The sequence below is a fragment of the Scytonema millei VB511283 genome (assembly GCF_000817735.3).
In the GTDB taxonomy this organism is placed as follows: Bacteria; Cyanobacteriota; Cyanobacteriia; order Cyanobacteriales; family Chroococcidiopsidaceae; genus Chroococcidiopsis; species Chroococcidiopsis millei_B.
In genome coordinates this window covers 503,822-528,784 of the sequence record NZ_JTJC03000002.1, presented here as the reverse complement: position 1 = coordinate 528,784, position 24,963 = coordinate 503,822, and the positions used below count along the sequence as shown (strand labels likewise).

General features: G+C 44.1%; 23 protein-coding genes and 1 tRNA gene. 14 read left to right on the top strand and 10 right to left on the bottom strand.

The genetic code is table 11. The features are described from left to right. Positions 1-297 precede the first annotated feature (297 nt). The 8 genes from kdpA (at position 298) to QH73_RS10095 (ending at position 10,130) form a co-directional block, all read left to right on the top strand. Positions 298-1,980, top strand: coding sequence for a potassium-transporting ATPase subunit KdpA (kdpA, locus tag QH73_RS10130; protein ID WP_039716529.1), 1,683 nt, complete (start codon positions 298-300; stop codon positions 1,978-1,980). A 50-nt stretch (positions 1,981-2,030) separates the two neighbouring features. After that, positions 2,031-4,127, top strand: a complete 2,097-nt coding sequence (kdpB, locus tag QH73_RS10125; RefSeq protein ID WP_039716530.1) for a potassium-transporting ATPase subunit KdpB — start codon at positions 2,031-2,033, stop codon at positions 4,125-4,127. A gap of 152 nt (positions 4,128-4,279) precedes the next feature. After that, positions 4,280-4,540, top strand: coding sequence for a potassium-transporting ATPase subunit F (locus tag QH73_RS10120; RefSeq protein ID WP_132866883.1), 261 nt, complete (start codon positions 4,280-4,282; stop codon positions 4,538-4,540). Continuing rightward, on the top strand, positions 4,540-5,142 hold the full coding sequence (gene kdpC / locus QH73_RS10115; protein ID WP_039716531.1) for a K(+)-transporting ATPase subunit C: 603 nt from the start codon (positions 4,540-4,542) through the stop codon (positions 5,140-5,142). Before QH73_RS10120 ends, kdpC begins: the two co-directional genes overlap by 1 nt. Before the next feature lie 81 nt (positions 5,143-5,223). After that, positions 5,224-6,327 (top strand): universal stress protein, encoded by a 1,104-nt coding sequence (locus QH73_RS10110; protein ID WP_052290161.1) that lies wholly within the window; start codon positions 5,224-5,226, stop codon positions 6,325-6,327. 123 nt (positions 6,328-6,450) lie between these two features. Then, positions 6,451-7,215, top strand: a complete 765-nt coding sequence (locus QH73_RS10105) for a ferritin family protein (protein ID WP_039716533.1) — start codon at positions 6,451-6,453, stop codon at positions 7,213-7,215. 86 nt (positions 7,216-7,301) lie between these two features. Continuing rightward, positions 7,302-8,000, top strand: coding sequence for a Nif3-like dinuclear metal center hexameric protein (locus tag QH73_RS10100; protein ID WP_039716534.1), 699 nt, complete (start codon positions 7,302-7,304; stop codon positions 7,998-8,000). A gap of 420 nt (positions 8,001-8,420) precedes the next feature. Further along, positions 8,421-10,130: a GspE/PulE family protein gene (locus QH73_RS10095; RefSeq protein ID WP_039716535.1), complete on the top strand. Its 1,710-nt coding sequence runs from the start codon at positions 8,421-8,423 to the stop codon at positions 10,128-10,130. Between the two features lie 51 nt (positions 10,131-10,181). Here the strand turns inward: QH73_RS10095 and QH73_RS10090 are convergent, their stop codons facing one another. The 4 genes from QH73_RS10090 to QH73_RS10075 all read right to left on the bottom strand — a co-directional run bounded on the left by QH73_RS10090 (position 10,182) and on the right by QH73_RS10075 (position 11,880). After that, positions 10,182-10,394, bottom strand: a complete 213-nt coding sequence (locus QH73_RS10090) for a hypothetical protein (protein ID WP_039717655.1) — start codon at positions 10,392-10,394, stop codon at positions 10,182-10,184. A gap of 37 nt (positions 10,395-10,431) precedes the next feature. Next, a tRNA-Leu gene (locus tag QH73_RS10085) sits at positions 10,432-10,515 on the bottom strand. Further along, the gene (locus tag QH73_RS10080) at positions 10,494-11,369 is read right to left on the bottom strand and encodes a M48 family metallopeptidase (RefSeq protein ID WP_132866881.1); all 876 of its coding nucleotides are present in this window, start codon (positions 11,367-11,369) and stop codon (positions 10,494-10,496) included. Before QH73_RS10080 ends, QH73_RS10085 begins: the two co-directional genes overlap by 22 nt. Positions 11,370-11,490: 121 nt before the next feature. Further along, complete coding sequence (locus QH73_RS10075) at positions 11,491-11,880, bottom strand: hypothetical protein (protein ID WP_039716536.1); 390 nt, start codon at positions 11,878-11,880, stop codon at positions 11,491-11,493. A 571-nt stretch (positions 11,881-12,451) separates the two neighbouring features. On the opposite strand from QH73_RS10075, the gene glgA reads away from it, so the two are divergent. Continuing rightward, positions 12,452-13,930, top strand: a complete 1,479-nt coding sequence (gene glgA, locus QH73_RS10070; RefSeq protein WP_039716537.1) for a glycogen synthase GlgA — start codon at positions 12,452-12,454, stop codon at positions 13,928-13,930. A gap of 124 nt (positions 13,931-14,054) precedes the next feature. On the opposite strand, the gene QH73_RS10065 is transcribed toward glgA, so the two are convergent. Continuing rightward, positions 14,055-14,843 (bottom strand): SAM hydrolase/SAM-dependent halogenase family protein, encoded by a 789-nt coding sequence (locus QH73_RS10065; protein ID WP_039716538.1) that lies wholly within the window; start codon positions 14,841-14,843, stop codon positions 14,055-14,057. A 3-nt stretch (positions 14,844-14,846) separates the two neighbouring features. Continuing rightward, a complete protein-coding gene (gene wecB / locus QH73_RS10060; protein WP_039716539.1) occupies positions 14,847-15,950 on the bottom strand; it encodes a non-hydrolyzing UDP-N-acetylglucosamine 2-epimerase in 1,104 nt (367 codons plus the stop codon). Positions 15,951-16,048: 98 nt separating this feature from the next. Here wecB and QH73_RS10055 point away from each other — a divergent pair, with 98 nt between their 5' ends. Beyond that, entirely contained in the window at positions 16,049-16,429 is a 381-nt protein-coding gene (locus QH73_RS10055) for a hypothetical protein (RefSeq protein WP_039716540.1), read from the top strand. 94 nt (positions 16,430-16,523) lie between these two features. On the opposite strand, the gene QH73_RS10050 is transcribed toward QH73_RS10055, so the two are convergent. Then, complete coding sequence (locus QH73_RS10050; protein ID WP_039716541.1) at positions 16,524-16,904, bottom strand: hypothetical protein; 381 nt, start codon at positions 16,902-16,904, stop codon at positions 16,524-16,526. 720 nt (positions 16,905-17,624) lie between these two features. Here QH73_RS10050 and QH73_RS10045 point away from each other — a divergent pair. Together QH73_RS10045 and QH73_RS10040 are read left to right on the top strand one after the other, a co-directional pair. After that, complete coding sequence (locus tag QH73_RS10045) at positions 17,625-19,013, top strand: type IV pilus twitching motility protein PilT (RefSeq protein WP_039716542.1); 1,389 nt, start codon at positions 17,625-17,627, stop codon at positions 19,011-19,013. Positions 19,014-19,095: 82 nt separating this feature from the next. Further along, a complete protein-coding gene (locus tag QH73_RS10040; RefSeq protein ID WP_039716543.1) occupies positions 19,096-19,917 on the top strand; it encodes a circadian clock KaiB family protein in 822 nt (273 codons plus the stop codon). Between the two features lie 63 nt (positions 19,918-19,980). On the opposite strand, the gene QH73_RS10035 is transcribed toward QH73_RS10040, so the two are convergent. Continuing rightward, entirely contained in the window at positions 19,981-20,790 is an 810-nt protein-coding gene (locus tag QH73_RS10035) for an ABC transporter permease (protein WP_039716544.1), read from the bottom strand. 132 nt (positions 20,791-20,922) lie between these two features. Here QH73_RS10035 and QH73_RS10030 point away from each other — a divergent pair, with 132 nt between their 5' ends. Then, positions 20,923-21,450 (top strand): DUF3172 domain-containing protein, encoded by a 528-nt coding sequence (locus QH73_RS10030; RefSeq protein ID WP_039717656.1) that lies wholly within the window; start codon positions 20,923-20,925, stop codon positions 21,448-21,450. Positions 21,451-21,519: 69 nt separating this feature from the next. Here QH73_RS10030 and QH73_RS10025 read toward each other — a convergent pair whose 3' ends face one another. Then, positions 21,520-22,074: a zinc ribbon domain-containing protein gene (locus QH73_RS10025; protein WP_039716545.1), complete on the bottom strand. Its 555-nt coding sequence runs from the start codon at positions 22,072-22,074 to the stop codon at positions 21,520-21,522. A 270-nt stretch (positions 22,075-22,344) separates the two neighbouring features. Further along, positions 22,345-23,925, bottom strand: a complete 1,581-nt coding sequence (locus QH73_RS10020) for an ArnT family glycosyltransferase (protein WP_236146960.1) — start codon at positions 23,923-23,925, stop codon at positions 22,345-22,347. A 238-nt stretch (positions 23,926-24,163) separates the two neighbouring features. Here QH73_RS10020 and QH73_RS10015 point away from each other — a divergent pair, with 238 nt between their 5' ends. Then, complete coding sequence (locus QH73_RS10015) at positions 24,164-24,943, top strand: class II aldolase/adducin family protein (RefSeq protein ID WP_132866879.1); 780 nt, start codon at positions 24,164-24,166, stop codon at positions 24,941-24,943. Positions 24,944-24,963 lie beyond the last annotated feature (20 nt).

The window sequence follows — 24,963 nt, the reverse complement described above, 5'->3', positions numbered from 1 at the left end:
ATATATATAGTCTACTCTATGCGATCGCTGCTCTTTTTCTTGTCATTGTATAAACAGTAGCAAGATAAAACTTATATCTAAACTCAATTGTAAAATTTAAGTAACATCAGCTAAGTTATTACAAGTCATAAATATTTAGCAGACTGCTCAAATAATTATGTTGTTATAGTTTGGAACAGAAAAAACCATTGATATTAGCAGGTGGTGAGCTTACTCTACAGGATAAAGTCAGCAGAATCTCAAGCATAAGGTGAACAAAACCTACTTTGCTATCAAACATATCAATTTTAAATATATATGTGGCAAGGATTTTTTCAAATTGCAATAACACTCATTATTTTGGTAGCCATCACTCCTTTCTTTGGTAGCTACATCGCCTCTGTTTTCTTAGAAAAGAGAACGCTTCTCGATCCGGTGGCAAAGCCAATAGAACGGATTATATATACTTTAGGAGGCATCCGTACCAAAGGTGATATGACCGGATGGCAATACGCCCAAGCAATACTTTACAGCAATATTGTGATGGGCATTTTTGTTTATTTCATATTAATGTTTCAGGAAAGATTGCCCTTAAATCCAACGAATTTACCAGCATCCAGTTGGGATTTAGCCCTACACACCACTATCTCATTTGTCACAAACACCAATCAACAGCATTATTCTGGTGAAACAACCTTTAGTTATGCCAGTCAAATGCTAGCTTTAGGATTTTTGATGTTTACCTCAGCCGCCACGGGGTTATCTGTAGGAATAGCCTTTATTCGCGGTTTGACGGGTAGACCTCTAGGTAATTTTTATGTGGATTTAGTGCGATCGATTACCCGAATCTTACTGCCAATTTCGATCGTAGGGGCGATCGCATTATTAATTGCAGGTGTACCAGAAACCCTAGCAGAACCAGCAACAGTTACTACTTTAGAGGGCGCAACTCAAGTTATTGCCAGAGGTCCAGTTGCCCATTTTGAAATTATTAAAGAACTGGGAGAAAATGGCGGCGGCTTTTTTGGCATCAACTCCGCCCATCCCTTTGAAAACCCAAATGCGTTTACAAATTTGGTAGAAATGATTGCGATGGTTTGCGTTCCAGCCGCATTAATCATCACCTACGGTATCTTTGCTAATAATAAAAAGCAGGGGTGGTTGCTGTTTTGGATGGTATTTATCATTTTTGTCACGCTAGTTGTCGTGACAGGAGTAGGTGAATATCAAGGCAACCCTCTCGTAAATAATTTAATTGGCGACCAGCCCAATTTAGAAGGCAAAGAAATCAGATTTGGTTGGGCAGAAACCGCATTGTGGGCAGTCTTAACAACAGGAACGATGTGCGGTGCAGTCAATGGAATGCACGATTCTCTTATGCCCAATGGGGGATTTTCCACCCTATTTAATATGTTCGTTCAAATGGTTTGGGGCGGACAGGGAACGGGAACGGCTTATTTGTTCGTTTACCTAATTTTGACCGTGTTTCTCACGGGTTTAATGGTAGGGAGAACCCCAGAATTTTTGGGACGCAAAATTGAAAAACGGGAAATCGTTCTTGCTAGCGTTATTTTACTCGTCCACCCGATCGCGATTTTAATTCCCAGTGCGATTACCCTTGCCTTTCCTGATACCTTAGCAGGAATTAGCAACCCTGGGTTTCACGGAATTTCTCAAGTTGTCTACGAATATACCTCAGCTGCCGCTAACAATGGTTCTGGCTTTGAAGGATTAGGAGATGCTACTTTATGGTGGAATTTAACCGCTTGTTTCAGCTTATTAGCTGGACGATACTTACCAATTATTGCCTTGTTGCTATTAGCCGATAGCATGGCACGCAAACAGCCAGTTCCAGAAACAACTGGTACTTTGAGAACTGACACGCTGCTATTTACAGGCGTTACGGCTGGCGTAATTCTCATCCTTGGCGTACTCACATTCTTCCCCATCCTAGCTTTGGGACCAATTGCAGAAGGATTTCAACTAGTATCTGGCAATTAACGCGGACGCACGGCTGTGCGCCCCTACCACGCACCACGCAACACTTTTATATGGAAGCAACCTCTACAAAACCCCCACGTCCCAGACCCCAAGGACCACGCGGCGATCGCAAGCATACACCGAAAGTAGACACAAAAGGACTTTACAAAAGAGCAATTAAGGAATCTTTTGTCAAGCTTAAGCCACGAGTGATGTTAAAAAATCCCGTCATGTTTGTGGTTTACGTAGGAACAATTATCACCGTCTTAATGACATTCGATCCTAATTTATTTGGACCAGTTCAAGGAGAAAACCTACGATTTTTTAACGGATTAATCGCCGTAATTTTATTCTTCACCATTGTTTTTGCGAACTTTGCCGAAGCCGTGGCAGAAGGACGAGGTAAGGCGCAAGCCGATGCTTTGCGATCGACGAAATCAGATACAATTGCCAAAAAACTTTTACCCGATGGCTCGATTCAAGAAATTTCATCCACCCAACTGCATCGCGGCGATCTGGTAAAGGTAGTTGCAGGTGATATCATTCCTGCTGATGGCGAAGTGTTAGCGGGTGTAGCTTCTGTAGATGAATCGGCAATTACGGGGGAATCCGCACCCGTATTAAAAGAACCAGGTTCGGATGTGGCTAGTTCCGTCACGGGTGGGACGCGCATTCTCTCCGACGAACTGAGTATCCGCATTACCGCCGATCCTGGCAAAGGTTTTATCGATCGCATGATTTCCCTGGTAGAAGGGGCGGAACGCGCTAAAACTCCCAACGAAATTGCTTTAACGGTGTTATTAGCAGTTTTAACATTGGTGTTTCTGTTTGTTGTAGCGACATTACCAACAATTGCTAGTTATGTAAATAGTCCCGTCAGTATCGCAATTTTGATTGCCTTGTTAGTCGCACTCATCCCAACTACCATCGGCGGTTTATTGAGCGCGATCGGGATTGCAGGTATGGATCGGGTGGCACAATTTAACGTCATAGCTACCTCTGGACGCGCCGTAGAAGCCTGCGGCGATGTCAACACTCTCGTTTTAGACAAAACAGGGACGATCACGCTAGGCAACCGCTTGGCAGAGGAATTCGTGCCTGTCAACGGTCATACGGTACATGACATTGCGCGGGTAGCTTTAGCAGCCAGCGTGTTTGACAATACACCGGAAGGAAAATCAATCGTCCGCCTAGCGGAAAAATTGGGAGCAACAGTAGACTTCGATCGCAATAAGGCTGAAGGAATTGAATTTTCTGCTAAAACTCGCATGAGTGGGACGAATTTACCCGATGGGAGTGAGGTGCGTAAGGGTGCGGTAGGCGCGATTAAAGGGTTCGTGCGATCGCGCAACGGACGCGAAACCCCCGAACTCGATACAGCATACGAACGCATTTCTCAATTAGGTGGTACGCCCTTAGCAGTTGCACTTAATGGCGATATTTATGGCGTAATTTACCTTAAAGATATCGTTAAACCGGGCATACGCGATCGCTTCGATCAGTTGCGGCGCATGGGTGTACGCACGGTGATGTTAACTGGAGATAACCGGATTACTGCTAGTGTAATTGCTCAAGAAGCTGGGGTAGATGACTTTATTGCCGAAGCCACACCCGAAGATAAAATCGAAGTGATTCAACGGGAACAGGCGCAGGGCAAAATTGTTGCTATGACAGGAGACGGGACAAACGACGCACCAGCTTTAGCACAGGCTAACGTGGGTGTAGCCATGAATTCGGGAACTCAGGCGGCGAAAGAAGCAGCGAATATGGTCGATCTAGATTCCGATCCGACAAAACTAATAGATATCGTAACGATTGGTAAGCAGCTATTAATTACCCGTGGGGCGCTGACAACTTTTTCTATTGCCAATGATATCGCTAAGTATTTTGCAATTATCCCCGTCATTTTTGCTTCAGCTAATTTACAAAGTTTAAATATCATGGGTTTAACTAGCACAAATTCAGCTATATTATCGGCGTTAATTTATAATGCTTTGATTATTCCGGCTCTAATTCCTCTGGCTTTGAAGGGAGTGAAATTTAGACCACTATCGGCAAATCAATTGCTACAACGAAATATTCTAATTTATGGTTTAGGTGGAGTAATTGCACCGTTTATTGCAATTAAGTTAATTGATGTGTTGGTGTCAGGGATAGGTTTGGCATGATGATTTTGAACGCAGATGGCGATCGCCTGTAGGGGCGGGTTTACCTACCATATTTGACTCTCACCCAATATCCACACAAACCCGCCCTGCGAGATATTTAGATAATTTGAACGTAGATGAACACAAATGAAGATATAGAGGAGTCAAAATAAATGAAACGACAGACAAAATTGAACCAACTACCAACTACCAACTACCAACTATCAACTACTAATCTTTCATTCCGCCACAAACTACCCCTCGTAATTTTCCTAGTTCTATCTCTTAACGTCATCCTCGCTCCAATAGTATATGCAGCAACAGATGGAACGTGGCAACGAACCCAAGCATACGCACTAGGAATATTAGGTTTCGTAACATTGGGACTAGTAGTTTATTTATTTGATGTCGTATTTCGACCGGAGCGATACTAATGTCCGTATTTCGAGAAATTATCAAAGGAATTCGTCTGACTCTGGTACTGTGGATATTAACGGCAGTTATTTATCCTGGTTTAATTTTATTAGTTGGACAATTACCATTTTTACAAAGTCAAGCTAATGGTAGTCTCGTAGTAAATTTAGAAAATCAACCTGTAGGTTCGGTTTTAATCGGTCAACCGTTTACCTCTGAAAAGTATTTCCAAAGTCGTCCTAGTACGGTTGAATATAGTACTGACAAAGAAGCTGCACCTACAGGAATATCTGGTGCGAGTAATTTAGCTCCTAGCAATCCAGAATTACTCAAACGAATTGAAACCCAAGCCAAGCAGTTGCAAGAGAACGGTATTCAACCCAGTGGCGATCTGGTTTATACCTCTGGTTCTGGCTTAGACCCTCATATTACACTAGACTCTGTAGCAGCACAGTTAGTACGAGTTGCCAAAGCACGGAATTTTTCAACTGATGAAATTGTACCTTTGGTAAATAAACACACTCAAGGTAGATTTTTAGGAATATTTGGTGAACCTGGAGTTAACGTACTAAAGCTAAATCAAGAATTAGATATTTTAGAAATCACAAAGGGGAAGTCGTAAATCAAAAGTCAAAAGCTAAAAGTCAAAAGTCAAAAGTTATCAAATACTAACTCCTCACCACTGATAAATGACAAATGACAAATGACAAAAAAAGGTAAGCATAAAATTTTTATAGGTATGGCTCCTGGGGTAGGAAAGACCTATCGGATGCTAGATGAAGGTCATGCTTTAAAGCGAGAAGGAATTGATGTTGTTATTGGATTGCTAGAAACCCACGGAAGGAAAGAAACCGCTCAGAAAGCTGAAGGTTTAGAAATCGTACCACGCCAACAAATTCAGCGTAGTGGTATGACATTAACAGAAATGGATACCGAGGCAATTATCAAGCGATCGCCTCAGTTAGTATTAGTAGACGAACTCGCTCATACAAATGTCCCTGATTCGATCCATGAAAAACGCTATCAGGATGTCGAAGATATTTTAAGAGCGGGAATTGATGTCTACTCTACCGTCAATATTCAACACCTCGAAAGTCTCAACGATCTGGTAGCGCGAATTACTGGAATTGTAGTACGAGAGCGCGTACCCGATCGCCTACTAGACGAAGCAGATGAGGTGGTGGTAGTCGATGTCACGCCAGAAACTTTGGAAGAAAGATTGTTAGAAGGTAAAATTTACGCTTCTCACAAAATCGACCAATGCTTGCAAAACTTTTTCCAACGCCGCAATCTGATCGCTTTGCGCGAACTAGCACTAAGAGAAGTCGCCGATAATGTCGAAGAAGATGCTTTAGAACTGAACGCCCGTAACAACGGAAGTGACCTAGACGGACAGTATTGTAACATTCACGAACGGGTTTTAGTCTGCGTCTCTACTTATCCTAATTCCGTTCAGCTCTTACGCCGAGGCGCGAGAATTGCTGGCTACATGAATGCACCACTATATGCAGCATTCGTGGAAGATCCAGATAAATTCCTCACCAGGGAAGAAAGCCTACACGTCGAGACTTGTGAAAAGTTGTGTCAAGAATTTGGCGGTACATTTATTCGCGTCAAGAATCATGACATTGCCAAAGCGATCGCAGAGGTAGCCTGTAAGTATCATGTCACCCAAATCGTCATTGGAGAAAGTCAAAGATCTCGTTGGAAAATCTTATTGAAAGGCTCCCTAACTCAAAAATTAGTCCGCCTACTAAAAAACGTCGATTTACACATCATCGCTACCGACAAAAAAGAACCACTATAAAGTCGTAAGCCGTAAGTAGAGAATTAACTGCTCCCTGCTCCCTGCCTGCTCCCTGCTCCCTGCTCCCTGCTCCCTAACAAATGTACTAGGATAAAACAGAGAAATCTTCCAGATGCAGCAGGCATGAACTTTTTAACTTACATTCTCCATGTAGTAGGTTCGGGTGCGATCGCGTACTATACTGCTCGACAAATCCGCGATCCCCTCACACGTCCCAATACTCTCGCTGGCTTCCAATTAGCAGAATCAGGCTCGGTTCCCTTCTTGACAAAATTGAGTCAACGTGCCAAAGCAGAAGGCGATGAGTGGTTGGCTGAGAAACTGGCGAAACACGCAGCTGATGAAACTAGGCACGGTCAAATTTTCGCCCATGCTTTGAAACAACTGAATAAACAGGTCATCGATTTCAAGCGGGAGCGCGAAAAAACGCCAGATGAAAAACCGAAGGAGCAGCAGCGCAGTCCCTTTTTTGATGCTTTCTTCAAAGACTACTCCCCAGAGCAGCTCAAGCCGGAAAATATGGAGTGGAATGTATTTTTAGCTAGCACCTACATTTTAGAGTTGGATGCTAGCAAAGATTTCGTCCGCATGGCAAATGTATTACCTGAAGACGAACCAACTAGCCGTAACCTGAAAAAGAGCCTTCTGAGTGTAGCTCAAGATGAAACTGGTCACGCCAACTACCTCTATGAAGCCATGATGCGGCGAATGCCTGCAACCCAAGTGCAACAACTTGTAGATGAGTGGCGCACCCGTAAAGTCAACGCTCTGATCGCATTTACCAGCAATATGCTTCAAGGCAAAGACAAACCACGTTCTCTAGTCCAAGATGGCGTTCCCGCAGAAATGCCAGCCGAATCTCAACCTCAAGAATTAACAGCTGTTTAAGGGAGGGTGGTAAAGGGTTGTTGGTTGACGGTTGACAGTTAACAGTTAACCGTCAACTGTCAACCGTCAACTGTTAACCGATCTCCATGCCTTACTTAAACGATTTAGCTCAATTTCTCGATCGCTTTTTCGCGATCGAGCGCTATTCTACTTCTGAAAGGGGTGGTGTTTACATCCCATCAACGCGCCCAATTAGTAGAATAGGACTAGCTTTGGAGCCGTGGGAAAATTTACCCCAATGGGTGGAGCAACAAAAATTGGATGCTCTGTTTCTCCATCGTCCTTGGAATTTCCAAGCGGAATTATTGCCAGATATTGGGGTCTTATCCTATCACTTGGCTTTTGACGAGTGCATGACATTGGGGTTTAATTCCCGTCTAGCGGATGTATTATCTATGTCAGACTTGGAGGTACTGGGAGAAAAACAAGGGCGAGCGATTGGGGCGATCGGCAACATACCCCAGCAAAAGATCGCGGAATATTTACATTGCATTACCGAAATTTTTGGCGGACGAGAGGAAGTACATTTAGGTAAAGCAATCGAAGTTTCACGTATAGCAGTTGTAGGAGGAATGAACGATGAACTAGTTAGGGAAGCTGCAACACGCGGCGCTCATCTGTATGTAACCGGACAAATGCGCCAGCCAGCTATTGAAGCTTTGAAGGAAACAGGAATTAGCGCGATCGCAGTCGGACATCGCCGTTGCGAGCAATGGGGTTTAAAATCCCTTGCCGGACTGTTGCGCGATCGCTGGTCTGGGTTATCAGTTATCAGTTATCAGTGACCAGTTATCAGTTAACCAACAACCAACAACTAAATTACGCGATCGGATTTAGCGGTAATATTTTCTCATACGTATATGCTTAAAATTGATGTAAAAAATGTGACTTCAGCAAGTCAAAAAACGTTATAATCAAACTCATATTTGGACGAGATTTTTCTAGAATATAACTGTACATTTACGGAAGTAACGAGCAGTTGGTATAAAAAATAAAATGAAGTTACAGTAAAAGTCCGCTTGAAGATTGAATGAAAGTGAAGATAAGTTTGTGAAGGAATTTTTATAAGTTCATTAAATTATGTTAGTAAATTAATTCGAGAACATCCCCTAGCGTCGGCAAATTGGGCAATCTCTAGTTTTGCTTGAAGTGTTTGGCGTGCAATATCTGTCAATGTTGCTACACAAATCTTTTACAGAGGAATCATGCAAGCTTCCCCAAACATTACCTCCGCTTGGCAACGGCTCAAAAGAAACGAACTGAGCTGTGAAGAAGCGATCGCCCTTCTAGTAGATAATGAAGGAATTGTCAACCAAACACTACTAGATAAGGAAGTTAGTAGCAGATTTTTGCGCCACTTTCCCGATAAGTCTTCTTTGCCCCCAGCGATTCCCTTGCTATTGTGGCGTGGATGTTACTATCTCGGTTCGCCCGTACCCCTCTCGAAAGAAACACTAGCCCAACTACAACAGCGCACGGGTAGCCAAATCGAAGTCGTCCCAATTGCTGATAAGAGCTACCGCACTTGGTTTCACTCTCAAAGCCTCAATCCCAATCGGATTAGCTCTATGCCCATAGTTAACCCGATCACGGGACAACTTGAGCAAGAAGACATCAGCGAAACGACAGAAATTTATCTGAGCAAAGCTGGCGATCAAATCGAGCGGATCAAAACGATTATCTCTGGAGCATTACGCAACCGAGCTAGCGACATCCACTTAGAGCCAATGGTAGACGGCTTGAGAGTGCGTTACCGAATTGATGGCGTGCTACGTGACATTACCACCTTACCAATAACCATGAGCCGCCGCGTCGTGATGGCATTGAAGGTGATGTGCAACATGGACATTGCCGAACACCGTCGCCCTCAAGATGGCAGGATTGAGGAAAAGTATGCTTCAGGCGATGAAGCAGAACTCAACATGGATATGCGCGTCAGTACCTTGCCCTGCGTCAATGGCGAAAAAGCAGTTATCCGCCTCTTGCCCCGAGAAAATCCCTTTACTCACTTGGGTAACCTGGGCTTTGTTCCAGAAACGATGAACGCCTACAAAGCTTGGTTAGAACAACCTCAAGGCATGATTATTCTAACGGGTCCCACGGGGAGCGGTAAAACTAGTACGCTGTATACGAGTTTGCAGAATGTTGCTAAAGAACACGTTAACGTCGTCACGGTAGAAGATCCGGTTGAGTACGTACTGCCAGGAATTACTCAAACTCAAGTCCACGAAGCAGCAGGAATGACATTTGCCGCAGGGATGCGGGCAATTTTGCGTCAAGATCCAGACATTATCATGGTGGGTGAAGTCCGCGATAGCGAAACGGCAGAAACCGCAGTTAGAGCGGCGCTAACCGGACACTTGGTATTTACCACTCTCCACACGAATGATGCACTCGGAGCAATTCCGCGTCTGAAGGATTTAGGTATAGATCCTGGTTTGTTAAGCGATGCGTTGTTAGGAGTTGTGGCTCAGCGCTTGGTACGTCGCGTTTGTCCTCATTGCAGCGAACCTTATAACCCTACAGAATCAGATTTGAAAGTGCTGGGATTGGGACGAGAGCAAATGCGTACTGATACGTGGCGTAAAGGTCGAGGTTGCTCGATGTGTTTCAATTCGGGATTTTTGGGACGAGAAGCAGTTGTCGAATTAATCGACGTAGACGATCGCATCCGCGATATTATCTACGAAGGTACGATGACCCAGTTACAGCGTTACTTGCGAGAGATTAACTATGCGTCTTTCCGTAAGGCAGCGGTAGAGAAGGTAATGGCTGGGTTGACTACCGTGCAAGAAGTCTTGCGCGTCCTGCCTCGTTGTGCTTTATATAACAACCATTTTGCCAGCGATAGTGTGGCTGAATCGGAATACGAATTAAACGGGCGCAAGCTTCCTGAATTGGGGAGAATGCAATAGCGATCGCGGTATTTATTTCATTTGAATGTAGGGGCGCACGACTGTGCGCCCCTACATTTTTAATAAAAAAAGAGGAGAAGGATTTTTCTTGTCCTTCCCCTCTTTCTTGCGGTTATTTTGATTATTTCCGGCTTTATCGCCTTCTTTTAGCTTTTGACGCATCATCTGCGCCTGTTTCTTCAATTGTCTGGCTCTTGCCGCACCGCCTCTACCTTTGTCGTTTCTACCTTCGCGACGGGGCGACTCCCATCGTTTGAGTCGCATACTCTGCTCCTTTGCAGCTTTCCTGGTATTGTGCTGATGGGCAGGAGGAGAATCGAACTCCTATGGGTTTAAGCCCGCTTGATTTTGAGTCAAGTGCGTCTACCAGTTTCGCCACCCGCCCTTTTTTTCAGCTTTACCATTGTAATCTATTTTTGTATTTTCTAACAAGTTTTGATATTCGCGACTAGATGCCCAGCGATCGATCTCTCTGGCGCGTAAGACTGGCACGGGATGGGTGAGTTGAGAGGAGTGCGCTGATTTGAGCATTTCGCCAATTTCGGTATTGCTAATATTGTCGTAGGCACGCGCTTGCTCGATAAAAGCATCGAGATTGAGCTGGGAAGCCAGAACGGGAGAACCGCCAGCGAGTTTCATCAATATAGACATCACGACTTTGGGGTCTTGAGTCGCTAGCAAGGCAGCGCGATCGCAGGTAAACTCAGCACAGCGTACCCATTCTAATAGTTGCGCCTGTAGGGTTTGGACGAGTAACTGACCCACATTCGGTAGTTGTCCGGCTGCGAGGACGATTAAATTCACTAGTGTTAAATAGACACCGTGGTCGCACTTGAGATGACCCAGTTCGTGAGCAATTACCGCTTGCACTTCCTCTGGTGTCAGCAGATCGATCAGCGAAGTGTGCATGACAATAAATGGCTGTTTGCCCCGCATGGCAAACGTGTAAGCATTGGGGACTGGATGCTGTCTGACATATAGTTGCGGCGGTTCCAGATCCAAAACCTGACACGCTTCTATTAACAGTTGATGATATTGAGGTAATTGGCGATCGCTCACCAAAATACTTGAGGCAATATTTTCGATATAGAAAAATTGTTCTGCCAATTGTCCCAATAAATTTCGCACCAGCAAATCGACACCAGGAATTTGTTTCAGTGCTTTAGTAGCTTCTAAGTCTAAAGGATGACGAAAAGAATCTGCTTTTAGCCCAACTAACTGCGTCTTGAAGGAAGACATGAGTATTGCGAACCAGTTTGTAGTATATGGATGCGATCTTATCAGCGACCAGTTATCAGTGACCAGTTATCAGCGACCAGTTATCAGTGACCAGTGACCAGTGACCAGTGACCGTCAGCCGTCAACAATCGGGTAAAGGAATTTTCATCGAACCGCAATCTTTGCGATTGCAAAGATACCATTTCGCGGGTGCAACTGCGCCTTCGGTGTCGAAGTACACGAGTCCTTCAGGAATGTTGTAGTAGATTTCCATTGTCACCTCACAACCGAGGATGCGCTGAAGTAGATTTTTGAGGATCTCTTGCCTGGAACCGATCGCTGCCGTCACCTCGCGGCTTTTGCAATGTACCATCAGCTTGGGGCGGTTAGATTGTTCGCAAGACCAAACGTTAAAATCTACAGCCAGACGTAACAAAGCCCTCGTCTGAGGATCGCACATCTCAATTAAGGTATTTTCAATTTCAGCTTTTTCAATTGCGGTTGGTTTTTCTTTGTTGTAAATCAGCTTCATAACTTAATTCCCATACTTCCTTACCAACACTTTGGAGATTTTTTTACCAATTTTGCGTCACATCTGCCACATTTTTTCTCTCGTTTAACTTTTAATATCAATAAATGGAGGCAGGCGATCGCATTCGAGCGTGCAAGAATACTAATTGTGGCTCAGTTTCAGCCTAGCTTATTCTATATTTTCCTGACTATTAGTAAATCAGTAATTGTTAATTCGATTCAAACATTTTCACAAAATTTCACTCTATAAAATAGTAGAAAGCTGTCTTCTATCTAACGACATAAATATATGACGACAAAGTACATTTTTATTAATTGCTCGTTCAATGCAAGCCATCATGTATGGAATGTGGGATTGACCGTCAATTGTTAGCCGTTAACTGTCAGCCGTCTTCACGCAGTGTAGCGGAGCATTTACTGTCAACTCTCCCAAATCCTGTAACATTCACCACTACTAAAACATCAGTACCTATCACTTACGCAAGCTATTGTCAATGAGTACATTTTTCATATAATGGATGAAATATAAAAATGAACTTTTATTAAGCCATTAAGCGAGGAGAAAGTTAAACATGTACGTCGTGCAAATTGCCTCTGAATGCGCTCCTGTTATCAAAGCAGGCGGCTTAGGCGATGTCGTCTACGGGCTGAGTCGGGAATTAGAGATTCGGGGAAACTGTGTCGAGCTGATCCTGCCCAAATATGATTGTATGCGCTACGACCACATATGGGGACTGCACGATGCCTACCGCGACTTGTGGGTTCCTTGGTATGGCGGCAGAATTCACTGTTCTGTCTATTGCGGCTGGGTACACGGAAGAGTCTGTTTCTTTATCGAACCTCATTCTCAAGATAATTTCTTCAATCGCGGTTGCTATTACGGTTGCGATGATGACAATATGCGATTTGCTTTTTTCAGCAAAGCCGCTTTAGAATTTCTGCTCCAGAGCAATAAGCGCCCCGATGTGATTCACTGTCACGACTGGCAAACAGGGCTAATACCCGTGATGCTGTATGAAATCTACAAGTATCACGGTATGGGCAATCAACGAGTTTGTTATACAATCCACAACTTCAAACACCAGGGGATTGCTGGAACCGAAGTATTACAAGCAACAGAACTCAATCGGGCAGAGTATTACTTCCAATATGACAAGCTAAAAGATAACTTCAATCCCTTTGCCATTAACCTGATGAAAGGGGGGATTGTTTACTCTAACGCCGTCACGACTGTCTCGCCCAACCATGCTTGGGAAGCTCACTATACAGAAGTTGGCAGTGGTTTAGGTCATACTTTAGACCTGCATCAAGATAAATTCAGCGGCATTCTCAACGGGATCGATTACGATTTCTGGAATCCAGAAGTAGATCGATACATACCTTTCAATTACACTCCGGACGACTTTGAGCAAAAAGTCTATAACAAAAAAGCTTTACGGGAACGGCTTTTACTACGCGATGAACCGCAAAAACCTGTTATTGCCTATATTGGTCGATTAGATAATCAAAAAGGGGTTCACCTCGTCCATCACGCGATCTATTATGCTCTCCAGAGAGAAGCGCAGTTCGTCTTACTAGGTTCGGCAACAGAACCAGGAATCAACGCTCATTTCCGCCATGAGAAAAACTTTTTAAACGATAACCCCGACTGCCATTTAGAACTCGGTTTTAACGAAGAATTATCTCATCTCATCTATGCTGGAGCTGATATGATTCTCGTCCCTAGTAATTACGAACCTTGCGGGTTGACGCAGACAATTGGGATGAAATACGGTACTGTACCGATCGTGCGCGGAGTTGGCGGGCTGGTCAATACGGTGTTCGATCGCGACTACGACCCCAACAAACCACCAGAAGAACGCAATGGTTACGTATTCTATCAAACTGATTACAGCGCTTTGGAATCGGCAATGGATCGGGCGATCGGCTTGTGGTACAACTATCCTCAAGAGTTTCGCCAGCTTGCCCTACAAGGCATGGCATACGATTACTCTTGGAACCATCCAGGCACGGAATATCTAGAAATTTACGATCGCATTCGGCACAAATAAGAGGTTTTTCATCAATCACAAATCCATTGAGGGCGGGTTTGTCAAGATCTTCATCTAGCGGTAGAGATCGTCGATAAACCCGCCCCTACAACAACATGACCAACTACCAACTACCAACTACCCATTACCTGCTATAACTAACAACGCGATCGATCCGAGGTCTGCCGAATCTCTCCCAGGCATTGCCTCCACGCAGAAATAATTCCATCCAACGAATTTCCTTCCCATTCGTCTCTTGCCAGCCAGAACTCCCTGGCGCAAAAGCCAGCGTCCCTTCTGGAACGCGGAAGCTACCATCCGAATACACGGCATCGCTGACCGTATCCCCTACTCGAATCGTTACCTTAGTTTCTGGCTCTAGGTTGACGCTATCGGCGGGAATGGTAGTTTTAATGTTACCGTAGCCATCGATCCACGCCACGCGATCGCTTGGTGGGTCGGGAATCTGCTGCGGATCTAACTCGTCGCCTAATAAACTCAAGTCGTCAGAGGCGATCGCTGCCGCTGCTTGAGGAAATACGTCTCGCGATCGAAACTGAGAACCACCGCGAGATACCTTGACAATTTTGATCGCTTGTGCAGCAGATTTGATGAAAGACAGAGTATAACCTGCATTGACTCCCACAACTTTGATATTGTTAGGTAACAGTACGTATGTCAGTCCCTCACCTTCATTATCTTTTCTGGGTTGTGCATCATCCTGACGCGGCGCGCAATTATGATAGATCAGCCTTTCTGCTGCACCAGGATTCAGTCCGAGTTGAGCCACCCAAAAACCAGTCGCTAGCGTGCTGAATGGTGGTACGGAAACCCAGTGAATTTGCGCTGTTGGTAACGACATCAATAGCCGTTGGGTAACTTCAGCAAAAGCTGGGTCGCCATTTCCATAATCTGCAATGAGGTTAATTTGCATAAGTTATGAGCATATGTAATTGGTCACAGCCTGCAAGATTCGTTCCGCTGCATGTCCGTCTCCAAAAGGATTAATTGCTGTTGCCATTTTTTCATAAGCAGACGGGTTGCTCAACAACTCAGCCGCCGCCATCACAATTTCTTCTGTTTGGGTTCCAACCAATCTTGCCGTTCCAGCCGTCACTGCTTCGGGTCTTTCTGTCGTTTTGCGCAAGACCAAAACTGGTTTACCCAAACTCGGTGCTTCTTCCTGCAAACCACCAGAATCAGTTAAAAGCAAGTGCGATCGCTGGATCGCCCCTACTAATTCTCCATAATCTAGCGGATCTGTCAAGAAGACTCTGGGATGCTTGCCCAAAATCTGTTGTAGCGGTTCGCGCACGATGGGATTGCGGTGCAATGGCAACAATAAAGCTGTATCCTCAAACTTTTCTAGTATTTGCAAAAAACTTTGGGCAATTCCCTGAAGCGGTTCGCCCCAGTTTTCTCGCCGATGCACTGTAGTTAATAAAACTCTATATTTGTCCCACTCTAAACCATCGATCTGACAAGCTGGTTGCTGTTCTGCTACCGATAGCAATGCATCAATGACCGTGTTACCCGTTTGATGAATTTCTCCTAAAACGCCCGATCGTTGCAAATTCTCAACTGCCTGCGGCGTGGGGGCAAAGTGCAACTGCGCCAACTGAGAAATCAACCTGCGATTAGCTTCTTCTGGGTAAGGATCGAATATATTGTCCGTTCTCAGTCCCGCCTCTACATGTCCTACCGGAATTTTTTGATAAAATGCTGCCAAAGTAGCTGCAAAAGCCGTAGTCGTGTCCCCTTGAACTAAAACTAAATCCGGCTGCTGCTGTTCAAACAAGGTTTCCAATCCTCGCAGACTGCGACAAGTAATATCGCTTAGAGATTGTTGCATTTGCATAATTTCCAAATCTGCATCTGCCTTTAGGTTGAATAGTTGCATGACTTGGGCAACCATCTCGCGATGCTGTCCGGTTAAAACAACTTGGGTATCAAACTGAGGCGCGCGCTGAAACACCTGAATCACTGGTGCTAGCTTAATTGCTTCTGGGCGAGTGCCTAAGATAATGCAGATTTTTTTCATTGAGCTGGTTTTGCTAGTGGTTCATTGGTCAATGGTAATTGGTCAACGGTCATTTATCGTACAGTAAATATCAATGTCTTACCCTTACTACAAAAACCATGACTCAGCTCGACCGAGCTGCTATGCAAGCTCGAAATCAATTACTCGCTATGTTTCTACTACTGTGCATTTTAGACGTTACGTTAGCGATCGCAGTACGGGACAGGTGGGCTATCGGTCGTATATTACTAACAATTGTCGTGATGTACTTTGTGATGCAGGGGCGAAAATGGGCAAGATGGCTTCTGATTGGCATCTGTAGTTTGTTTGTTGTCAGTCTAATCGCAGTGGTTGTGGCACTGAGTTCAAAGCTCTCCACTCTTCTCATCATTGGAAGTTCGATCGCGATCGTTCTCAGCGCTATTATTCCGGTCTATATGGCAAGTAGCAAAGATTTAAATCGTTATTTTGCTTATAAAAGACAAGCTGATTCCCAATAGTCTCGACAGTATGAGAGCGATTCTAAATAAATGAAAAAACCCAGCTGGTACACTGGGCAGATGCATTATTTGGATGAAATAAACTGAGCTTCCGCTAGAACTTTGGCTCCATATCACAGGTTAAAGGACAAGCTGCATAAACGGAAGTATCAATGTCATCTGCCTCGCCATGCAGCCAGCTTAACCATCTAACTTCATGTGGATGAATTCCTTTCAAAGTCAACATGCTAGCTCCAATCAGCACTGCCAAAACATTGAAGCCAATTACACTTCCTGCTACTAATAAAACTGCACTTACTGGCATCACAGATTGCAGTACCATCGACAACAAGAAAGCTACTGTAGCCATCAAAACTACTAAAGGAAAGCCCACAACGAGCAAACAAACTGCTAATGTGAAACTCCAGATTAAAAAGCTTTTGAGTGTAAATAAAGAAGAAGATGTCCCTAAATTGGAGCTTTGAGTTAAAGCCATAGTTTCTCTCCAAAGTCAATGCAAAAATTCAGATTTGTAAAATTCTGTACGCCGAGTCGGAGCCAGTTAAGCCCTATTGAAAATTAGTATACAGATACCCATAGATAAGATGATCGGATAGTTATTAATCTTTACACTAGATAATTTGTGTTTATAAATCCGAACGGAAAAGCATATAAAAAACCCAGGCAAGTTAAAACATCTATCTTGAGATATATAACCTCAAAGTCTTCTAGAATCTAGCTTTCACACCGATCGAGCGAGAAATATTATGTGAAACAAGATCGCTAGCAAATGCAAAAAACAATCGCTCCCTTGTTGGCTTAACATTTCGTATAAATACAGCGGTAGTTTCTCATAATTCCTCCATGACTTATTGACCAAAAAGAAAGCGATCGCCCACCTTAATTCCTCATTTTGATAATCGTTAGATTAAAACTATCCTCAAAGCAAGTTCATGAATTTTTATAACTAGCGAGCAGAGAAGTCAAAAGTCAAAAGTCAAAAGTCAAAAGTCAAAAGTCAAAAGTCAAAAGTGATTCACGCGCCACGACGTAGCTTTGTTAGCAAGGAAACCTCGCCAACCGGAGCGGGCGGGAGCCGCGTCCTGCAACACCTCACACCCCACACCCCACACACCACGCACCAGTCACCAGTCACTGAATAACTGATAACTGATTAGGGGAAAACTAAACGTGTAATCACACAGACTTGAGGCATATGACAGAACCCCAACGTCAGCCAAATTATCCATCTCCCGCACCCCGCGTTCCTCCCATACCACCACCACCGCAGCGAATGAATGTTAGTGGAGACACGGGAGTGGTGAGTTCGACGCAGCCAATCCAGCCGATACCCAGCACCCATGTGGCGGTGAATGTGACAGGAGTGAGTTCGACGCAGCCAATCCAGCCGATACCTAGCACTCATGTAGCAGTGAATACGCCAGAAGAACCGTTACCGTTACCATCTACAAGTCCTCGTCTCAACGTGCCTAGACCAGCACCACCTAGTGCTGTCCGTCCTAGACAAAGTAAGACGAATAACGCACCTACATTAGAACAATTGGTACGAGAAGCATACGATCGCGGCATTTCTGACTTACATCTAGGAGTAGGTGAAGTCCCGCGTTTTCGCGATCGCGGTCAAATTATTCTCACCGATCATCCCCTGATTGACGAAGAGACTTTTTTCAGTTGGCTGCGGGAAATTCTTAGCGATCGGCAAATCGAGCAATTCAAAGAAGATTTAGAATTCGACGGAGCAACCCAATATGAAGGATTGGTGCGGGTGCGGATCAATATTTTTGTTGCGCTCAATGGTCCAGCAATGGTACTACGGCTGATTCCGTTAAAAATCTTAACAATGGAACAATTGAATTTGCCACAGGTATTTAGAGATCTATGTCACTACCACAAAGGATTAATTTTGGTGACGGGACCGACAGGTTCGGGTAAGTCTACCACGATGGCAGCAATGATCGACTTTATCAACAAGACTATGCCGAAGAATATCATTTCAATTGAAGATCCAGTTGAATTCGTGCATGTTAGTCAAAAGTCGTTGATCAAGCAACGGGAAGTAGGAATTCATACATTAAAATTTGATAACGCCCTCAAAGCATCCTTACGAGAAGACCCAGATATCATTCTGATTGGGGAAATGCGCGATCGCGAGACAGTGAACACAGCCCTCAAAGCAGCACAAACCGGACACTTAGTATTTGGTACGTTACACACAAACAGCGCCGTAAAAACGATCGAACGGATCTTGAACCTTTACAATCCCGAAGAACAGGGACCCATGCGAATTCAGGTAGCTGAATCGCTCGTAGCAGTCATCGCGCAAAGCTTAGTTCGTACGACAGATAGCAAACGAGCAGCCGTACACGAAATTATGATTAATACAGACGCAATTAAAGATTACATTATACGTAATCAGGTTGAAGAAATAGAGGCAATTATTCCTCGTTGTGGCTTCGAGGGTATGTGTACCATGAATCAGTCTTTGTATCAGCTATACGAACAAGGACGAATCACAGAAGAAACAGCCCTAGAAGCCTCACCCAAACCCAATGAAATGGCTATGACCCTCAGAGGTCGAGTTTAGTACATTGGGAGTAAGGCGCGATCGCGCCTTACTCCCAACTTCCGACTTGCGACTTTCCCCTTATCCCCTACCCCCGCTAAAATTGAGTCATTCCAAATCGCTCAAAGTATTTAAAGGCATCGCCCTGTTTACGCCAGGCGGGGATCTGATATACTGTATCGACCGCTCTAAACAACAGCGCTGGCATTTACAGTTATGCATGGAGCTACAACAAATACTAGGGCTGCCAGAGCCACCCCACTTTCTCGTTCCTTGTTACACAGCAACGCTAGATTGTTGGTTAGATCCACAGACTCAGCAAATCCAAACCTTTGCGGAAGCTTATCCATTAGTGATGCGCCATCAGGCATTACTCAATGCAGTTTTTGATGTCGGAGAATTAGTGTGGCAAGCAGCTCCTTGGTCGGAAGAATTTTGCGATCCGATCGCATTAGCTACCTATCGCGCTTATTTTCCCCAATTGTGGGACGATCGTGGTTTGATCGTGCGGTTCGATCCATCCGCTGCTACCCCACATATGAGATACGATGCGACTGCTAATTTCTCTCAGACGGAGCTAAAAGCACCGGAAATAGAAACCACAGTGACAGCTACAGAGGCAACCCCAGCAGAATCTCAATATTCCGAAAAGCTAGGTTACGTGCTGCGCTTATTTGTAGCGGGACACAGTGTAAATACAGAGCGAATCCTTCAGACTTTACATCAGCTGCTAGAACAATCGCTACGCCATCCTTATACCTTAAAAGTTGTCGATGTCTTTAAGCATCCAGAGCAAGCCGAACTATATCAAGTTTCTGCTACCCCTACTTTAGTCAGAGCGTGGCCTCACCCAGTCCGAAGACTCGTAGGTGACTTAGATAACACGGCTAAGATTTTGAAATTGCTGATATCGCCGGAATTGTAAAAATTGTTGTCGGTTGACAGTTGACAGTTGACAGTTAACTGTTCACTGCCAACTGATAACTGACTAATCCTGCTGGTGGGAGAACAAGTAAGCACCGTAAAGAGATAAGGCGATCGCCACTGTGACTAAAACAAAAATGCTATACCAAGGAAACTGCGACAGTGGTAAGTATGCAGCCGCTCTTAGCCCAATACTGGTGTAGGTTAGTGGTAAAAGGTAAACAACCACTTTGAGGAAACCTGGTAGCGTCTCAGGCTCGAAAAATGTGGCTCCCAGGAATGACATTGGCACGATGAGAAAGTTGTTAACCAAACCTACGCTTTCGAGCGATCGCACCTTCAACCCGACTATTACCCCTAAACCTGCAAAGACAGCACAGTTCAAAACTAACAGCAGCCAAAATAAGGGATTGAGAAAACTCCAAACCTTACCAGTAAAGATCGCCGCCACTAAAACCACCGCCGCTGAAGTCATTAACCCCCTCACAACTCCAGCTAGCATTTTCCCCAGGTGTAAGGCAAGGGGATGAACGGGGACTAAGAGCAATTCCTCAAAGGTTTTGGCAAATAGGCGATCGCCACAAATTGAAAATGTCGTGCCACCAAAGCTAATGGTCATGGACGATAGCGCTGCCATTCCAGGCAAAATAAACTCTAGATAGCTATCACCTACAGCAGGCTTGGGCAATGAACTTCCCAAACCCAGACCAAACGCCAAAATATAAATCAAGGGCGACACTAAGCCTGAAGCAGCAACTTGGGCAATCCGCACCCGTAATTCTAGCCAATCGCCCCAAAATATCGTTAAACTATCTGCTATCAGGGTTTGTAGATAACTCTTTCTTGCTTTTAACGTGCCAACTTGAAAATCCACTGACTGCTAATCAAAGATACTAATTTATACTTCTTAATTCTATGAGTAATCAGAGATCGGGAGCCAGTAACCAGTTACTAGTTACCACTCCCTACTCCCTACTCCCTACTCCCTACTCCCTACTCTCTCATGATGAAACGTAAAGCTACTACTAGAACTGCACCCGCTCCGAAGTCTTCACCAGTCAAAACTGCCTTTAATTACCTTTCGGTTATGGTAATGGCGGCTGTGTTAATCTTAGGAATTGGTATTGGCATTGCTTTTAGTTCCACGACAATTACCGACACTAGAAACGTTGCCTCTCGCGAGTTTATCGATCGCGCTGCACCCAATGCCGATCTATGCGTGCAGTATGGCGCTAGTGCAATGGTCATGGATACTAGACTATTTGTTTCTCTCAACCCCTTCAACGTGTATGTATCTCAGCCTAGTATGCGCCCAGGTTGCGTGCTGAGAACCAACAGCTGGAATCTTTTAGAAGACCGTAAATTAGTGACTCACGAACAAGTGCGAGATTGCAAAAACCGAATGAATACGTTTGGTTTTACGGGAGATTTAGGCACTTCTCCAGAAATTAATTGCGTTTATCAAAATGACGGAGCCAAGAATTTCTATCTGACGCAATCTGGTGGTACGCCTGGTCAGACCGAACAATTCTAAAAGCTAAAAGGCTAATTAGGGTATTTTAGGGGGCGTACAGCTAGCTGTACGCCCCCTAAAACTTATGAATTACTGCAAGCGATGTCCGCAAGCAGAACAGAAGCGATCGCTCGGACTGACTTCCGTACCGCACTGACTGCAAAAGCGGTGCGTACCTGAGACTGCCTTATCCATGCGCAGTTCCATGTTACCCATGCGCATTTGCATTGGGTTCAGACTCATTTCCATGTCACCCATTTTCATCGGCTTCATCGGTTCCATCGGTTTCATCGGTTCCATCGGTTTCATCGGCTCCATCGGTGACATTAATGAGGTAGGAATATAATCGACCTGTTGTAATTGGATTTGTTGAGCGCCTTGGAGTGAAGGAGATTCAGCCATCATGCCCATACTATTACCCTGGATTTGGATAAAGTATTGTCCTTGACTAGTCGTAATTTTGACGATCGCACCGCTAGCATTTCGGAATGATTCTGGGGATGCTGTCCAACTTCCCGTCAGAAAACTTTGACTCGATTGTTGCTGCTGTCCGAGGCTACTACTAGCAGTAGTCACAATTGTTTGCTTACCTTGATTGTCGAGGTAGGCTCTTTGACCCGTGCCAATCTCGCATACGTAAGCCATGAGAACCTCTTTGCTTAGTTAGTTCCTAATGACTCTTATTATCCAATCTTCTGATAGTTAGAGGGCGATCGCTTAATATATAGCAAAACGGGCTTATCAGTTATCAGTTATCAGTTATCAGTTGTCAGTTGTCAGTGAAGAAAAGGAGCAGGGAGCGCGCGAGCAGTAATTGTGAATTGTGAATGATTTGTCTTCCTTGTCTTCCTTATCTCCCCCAGCCTCCTCAGCTCAAGAGCAGCTCTCTTCCCCGACCTTCGACTTCTCTTCTGGCTATACTCTTCTATAAAGCTGAATCTGTAATCTTTCTCTACCTGGAATTTCCCTTTCTAGATCTACAAAACTTTTCTCCATGCTATAGTTTTTTCGGAGATAATTGTTCATTTTGGCTAAGATATTTTTATTTTCAGCTCCAACGCTCGATTTAATCACGTAAAGTGGTTTTTTTGCCATGATTGCATCTAGTTCTTCGGCTGGATCTTTACCAGTAATCTTTGCTAGTTTTGTCGTGACAAATAGGGGAAACGCATATCTAGTTGGTACTTTAGCTGGTACTAAGCAGTAAATTACTGCATGATAGTTAAAGACATATATATAATCTGTAGAACTCACTCTTCGGTTCAGGTATCTAGCGATCGCAGAAGGAGTATTACCCCAATCCTCTATTCCTTTGATACTGCGAAAATATAAATACTTCCCACTGAGTTGAATTTGAGAATATAAATTATTAAATATTGGCGTTATTAAGATAAAGCTCAATAAAAGAAGACTTTTGATATTAGTAATTTTATTAAAATTCAAGATCGCGTTATTGATTAAATAGGCATTTAGCAAGGCTAGAGAAGGTAAGACTTGAATAAAGTAATTAGGATAGAAACTTTTAGGAGAAGAAATACCGAGAAGAGCTGCAAATATCCACATAAGTAAGTAAGTTAGCTTTCTATTCTCACCTAAATTCTTTTTACCAATCGTTGTCATATAAATCGGTGTCGCGAGTAAGCCCAATAAAAGAAATAAATTTCTCTTAATCTGAATTGTCAAGCCTGATGCTAGGCTTGTTAATGTTACTCTCTCACCAGTAACGCGCAATAAGTTGGCGGTAAAATTAGCAGATATATAATCGTTGAAGTGTCCGTTAGTCCAAAAATAAAATATGATTAATATGGTAGGAAGGAGAAACCCGAAAAGGAGAAATACATAACTTTGACAGAGGTATTTAATCCTATATCTCTTAGTTTTTGGTGGCAAAAACCGCAAAGCGATCGCGGTGAAAATGACAATAGCGATAAACTCAAATATTATGACTTGTTTAATCGATAATGCTATTCCCATTGCTAGACCAATAATAAATAGCCGCAGGGAGTTGCGACGAACTGAATTTTCAGTATTGACTTGAAATAACTGGTAGAATGAAAATGTAGTAAAGACAGCGAAAAAAATTTCTGTATTAGCTGCAAGTTCGTCATTTCCAGTTGAAAAAGTGGCGTAAAGTAAGCCTGCTATTAGTCCGAGTTGCCGCTGACCGTTACCGATTAATGTGCCGAATTTGTATAAAATAAAACACGTTATTGTAATAGCAATACAAGCCATAATAGCTGTCGAAAACACTGAATTGCCAAACAAAAATATACCTAAAGAATAAATTAGGTAGATGCCAATGGGTTTATTGTCCCAAATCTCAGTGTAAGGAAGTTTACCCGCAATCCAATCTCTTGCTATTAAAAAATATAAACCTTCATCACCATTATTGTTAATACCAAACTCAAAGAAAGCTGGCAATCGTAAGAGAAAAACGAAAATCGTAAAGCCTATACAAACTAACAAATCTGTCTGCTTGACTTGCTTTAATCTCATATTCATTCTGAAATTAGTAAAATTCAGTCGTCAGAAAAATAGCTGAAATCGAATTATGAGCAACAATAAAAGCTCATACTTTCCCAGAAAAGATAGCTCAAAAATATCTCATGTATGTTTGAAATCTCTGTGCTTTTCTATACAAAAAATCGAGAAATATACTACTAAGTTTTCCTGAACGGTAAAATAGAGTCAGTTAATTGATTCGGGCAGGGGTATAAATAAAGGAGGCGATCGCATGACAACCTTATCCACGTCAATTCCTAAACTGCCCGAACCGCCAACTTTTGCCACAGTTGCAGAAGAACGTCGCGATCGCAAACAACGCTTAGCCGCTGCTTTCCGCCTATTCTCCCGCTACGGCTTCGACGAAGGTATCGCCGGACACATCACAGCCCGCGATCCCGAATACCGCGATCGCTTTTGGGTCAACCCTTTTGGAATGCACTTCGGACAGATTCGCGCGCGAGATTTGATTCTCGTCAACGACAAAGGTGAAGTTGTAGAAGGCAACAAACCAGTTAACGCAGCCGCCTTCGCCATCCATTCTCAAATTCACGCCGCCCGTCCCGATATCGTCGCCGCTGCCCACGCCCACTCTCTCTACGGTAAAAGCTGGTCTAGCCTCGGTCGCCTCCTCGATCCCCTCACTCAGGATGCTTGTGCTTTCTACCAAGACCACAGCTTATTTGACGACTATACCGGAGTCGTACTCGATCCAGCCGAAGGCAAGCGTATTGCCCAAACTCTGGGACAAAATAAAGCGATTATTCTGAGAAATCACGGTCTACTGACTGTAGGAGAAACCGTAGATGAAGCAGCTTGGTGGTTCATCACAATGGATCGTTCCTGTCAAGCGCAACTCATGGCAGAAGCCGCTGGCAAGCCTCGCGTCATCGATTCTCAACCAGCAAGTATTGCCCACAGCCAAGTAGGTTCTCATCACATCGGCTGGTTTAGCTTTCAACCTTTGTATGACAGAATCGTGCAGCAAGAACCCGACTTACTGGATGACTAGCAACTGAGTCACCCTCTGGG

What these genes read in the sequence shown, in the direction of transcription:
- QH73_RS10050 (WP_039716541.1), bottom strand. Translation starts at nt 16,904, where the DNA reads ATGGCTTTAACTCAAAGCTCCAATTTAGGGACATCTTCTTCTTTATTT.
- QH73_RS10080 (WP_132866881.1), bottom strand. Translation starts at nt 11,369, where the DNA reads ATGTCTTCCTTCAAGACGCAGTTAGTTGGGCTAAAAGCAGATTCTTTT.
- QH73_RS10120 (WP_132866883.1), top strand. Translation starts at nt 4,280, where the DNA reads ATGAAACGACAGACAAAATTGAACCAACTACCAACTACCAACTACCAA.
- QH73_RS10055 (WP_039716540.1), top strand. Translation starts at nt 16,049, where the DNA reads ATGACTCAGCTCGACCGAGCTGCTATGCAAGCTCGAAATCAATTACTC.
- QH73_RS10105 (WP_039716533.1), top strand. Translation starts at nt 6,451, where the DNA reads ATGAACTTTTTAACTTACATTCTCCATGTAGTAGGTTCGGGTGCGATC.
- QH73_RS10090 (WP_039717655.1), bottom strand. Translation starts at nt 10,394, where the DNA reads ATGCGACTCAAACGATGGGAGTCGCCCCGTCGCGAAGGTAGAAACGAC.
- QH73_RS10095 (WP_039716535.1), top strand. Translation starts at nt 8,421, where the DNA reads ATGCAAGCTTCCCCAAACATTACCTCCGCTTGGCAACGGCTCAAAAGA.
- kdpB (WP_039716530.1), top strand. Translation starts at nt 2,031, where the DNA reads ATGGAAGCAACCTCTACAAAACCCCCACGTCCCAGACCCCAAGGACCA.
- QH73_RS10020 (WP_236146960.1), bottom strand. Translation starts at nt 23,925, where the DNA reads ATGAGATTAAAGCAAGTCAAGCAGACAGATTTGTTAGTTTGTATAGGC.
- QH73_RS10025 (WP_039716545.1), bottom strand. Translation starts at nt 22,074, where the DNA reads ATGGCTTACGTATGCGAGATTGGCACGGGTCAAAGAGCCTACCTCGAC.
- QH73_RS10100 (WP_039716534.1), top strand. Translation starts at nt 7,302, where the DNA reads ATGCCTTACTTAAACGATTTAGCTCAATTTCTCGATCGCTTTTTCGCG.
- QH73_RS10065 (WP_039716538.1), bottom strand. Translation starts at nt 14,843, where the DNA reads ATGCAAATTAACCTCATTGCAGATTATGGAAATGGCGACCCAGCTTTT.
- QH73_RS10045 (WP_039716542.1), top strand. Translation starts at nt 17,625, where the DNA reads ATGACAGAACCCCAACGTCAGCCAAATTATCCATCTCCCGCACCCCGC.
- kdpA (WP_039716529.1), top strand. Translation starts at nt 298, where the DNA reads ATGTGGCAAGGATTTTTTCAAATTGCAATAACACTCATTATTTTGGTA.
- wecB (WP_039716539.1), bottom strand. Translation starts at nt 15,950, where the DNA reads ATGAAAAAAATCTGCATTATCTTAGGCACTCGCCCAGAAGCAATTAAG.
- kdpC (WP_039716531.1), top strand. Translation starts at nt 4,540, where the DNA reads ATGTCCGTATTTCGAGAAATTATCAAAGGAATTCGTCTGACTCTGGTA.
- QH73_RS10015 (WP_132866879.1), top strand. Translation starts at nt 24,164, where the DNA reads ATGACAACCTTATCCACGTCAATTCCTAAACTGCCCGAACCGCCAACT.
- QH73_RS10110 (WP_052290161.1), top strand. Translation starts at nt 5,224, where the DNA reads ATGACAAAAAAAGGTAAGCATAAAATTTTTATAGGTATGGCTCCTGGG.
- QH73_RS10030 (WP_039717656.1), top strand. Translation starts at nt 20,923, where the DNA reads ATGAAACGTAAAGCTACTACTAGAACTGCACCCGCTCCGAAGTCTTCA.
- QH73_RS10075 (WP_039716536.1), bottom strand. Translation starts at nt 11,880, where the DNA reads ATGAAGCTGATTTACAACAAAGAAAAACCAACCGCAATTGAAAAAGCT.
- glgA (WP_039716537.1), top strand. Translation starts at nt 12,452, where the DNA reads ATGTACGTCGTGCAAATTGCCTCTGAATGCGCTCCTGTTATCAAAGCA.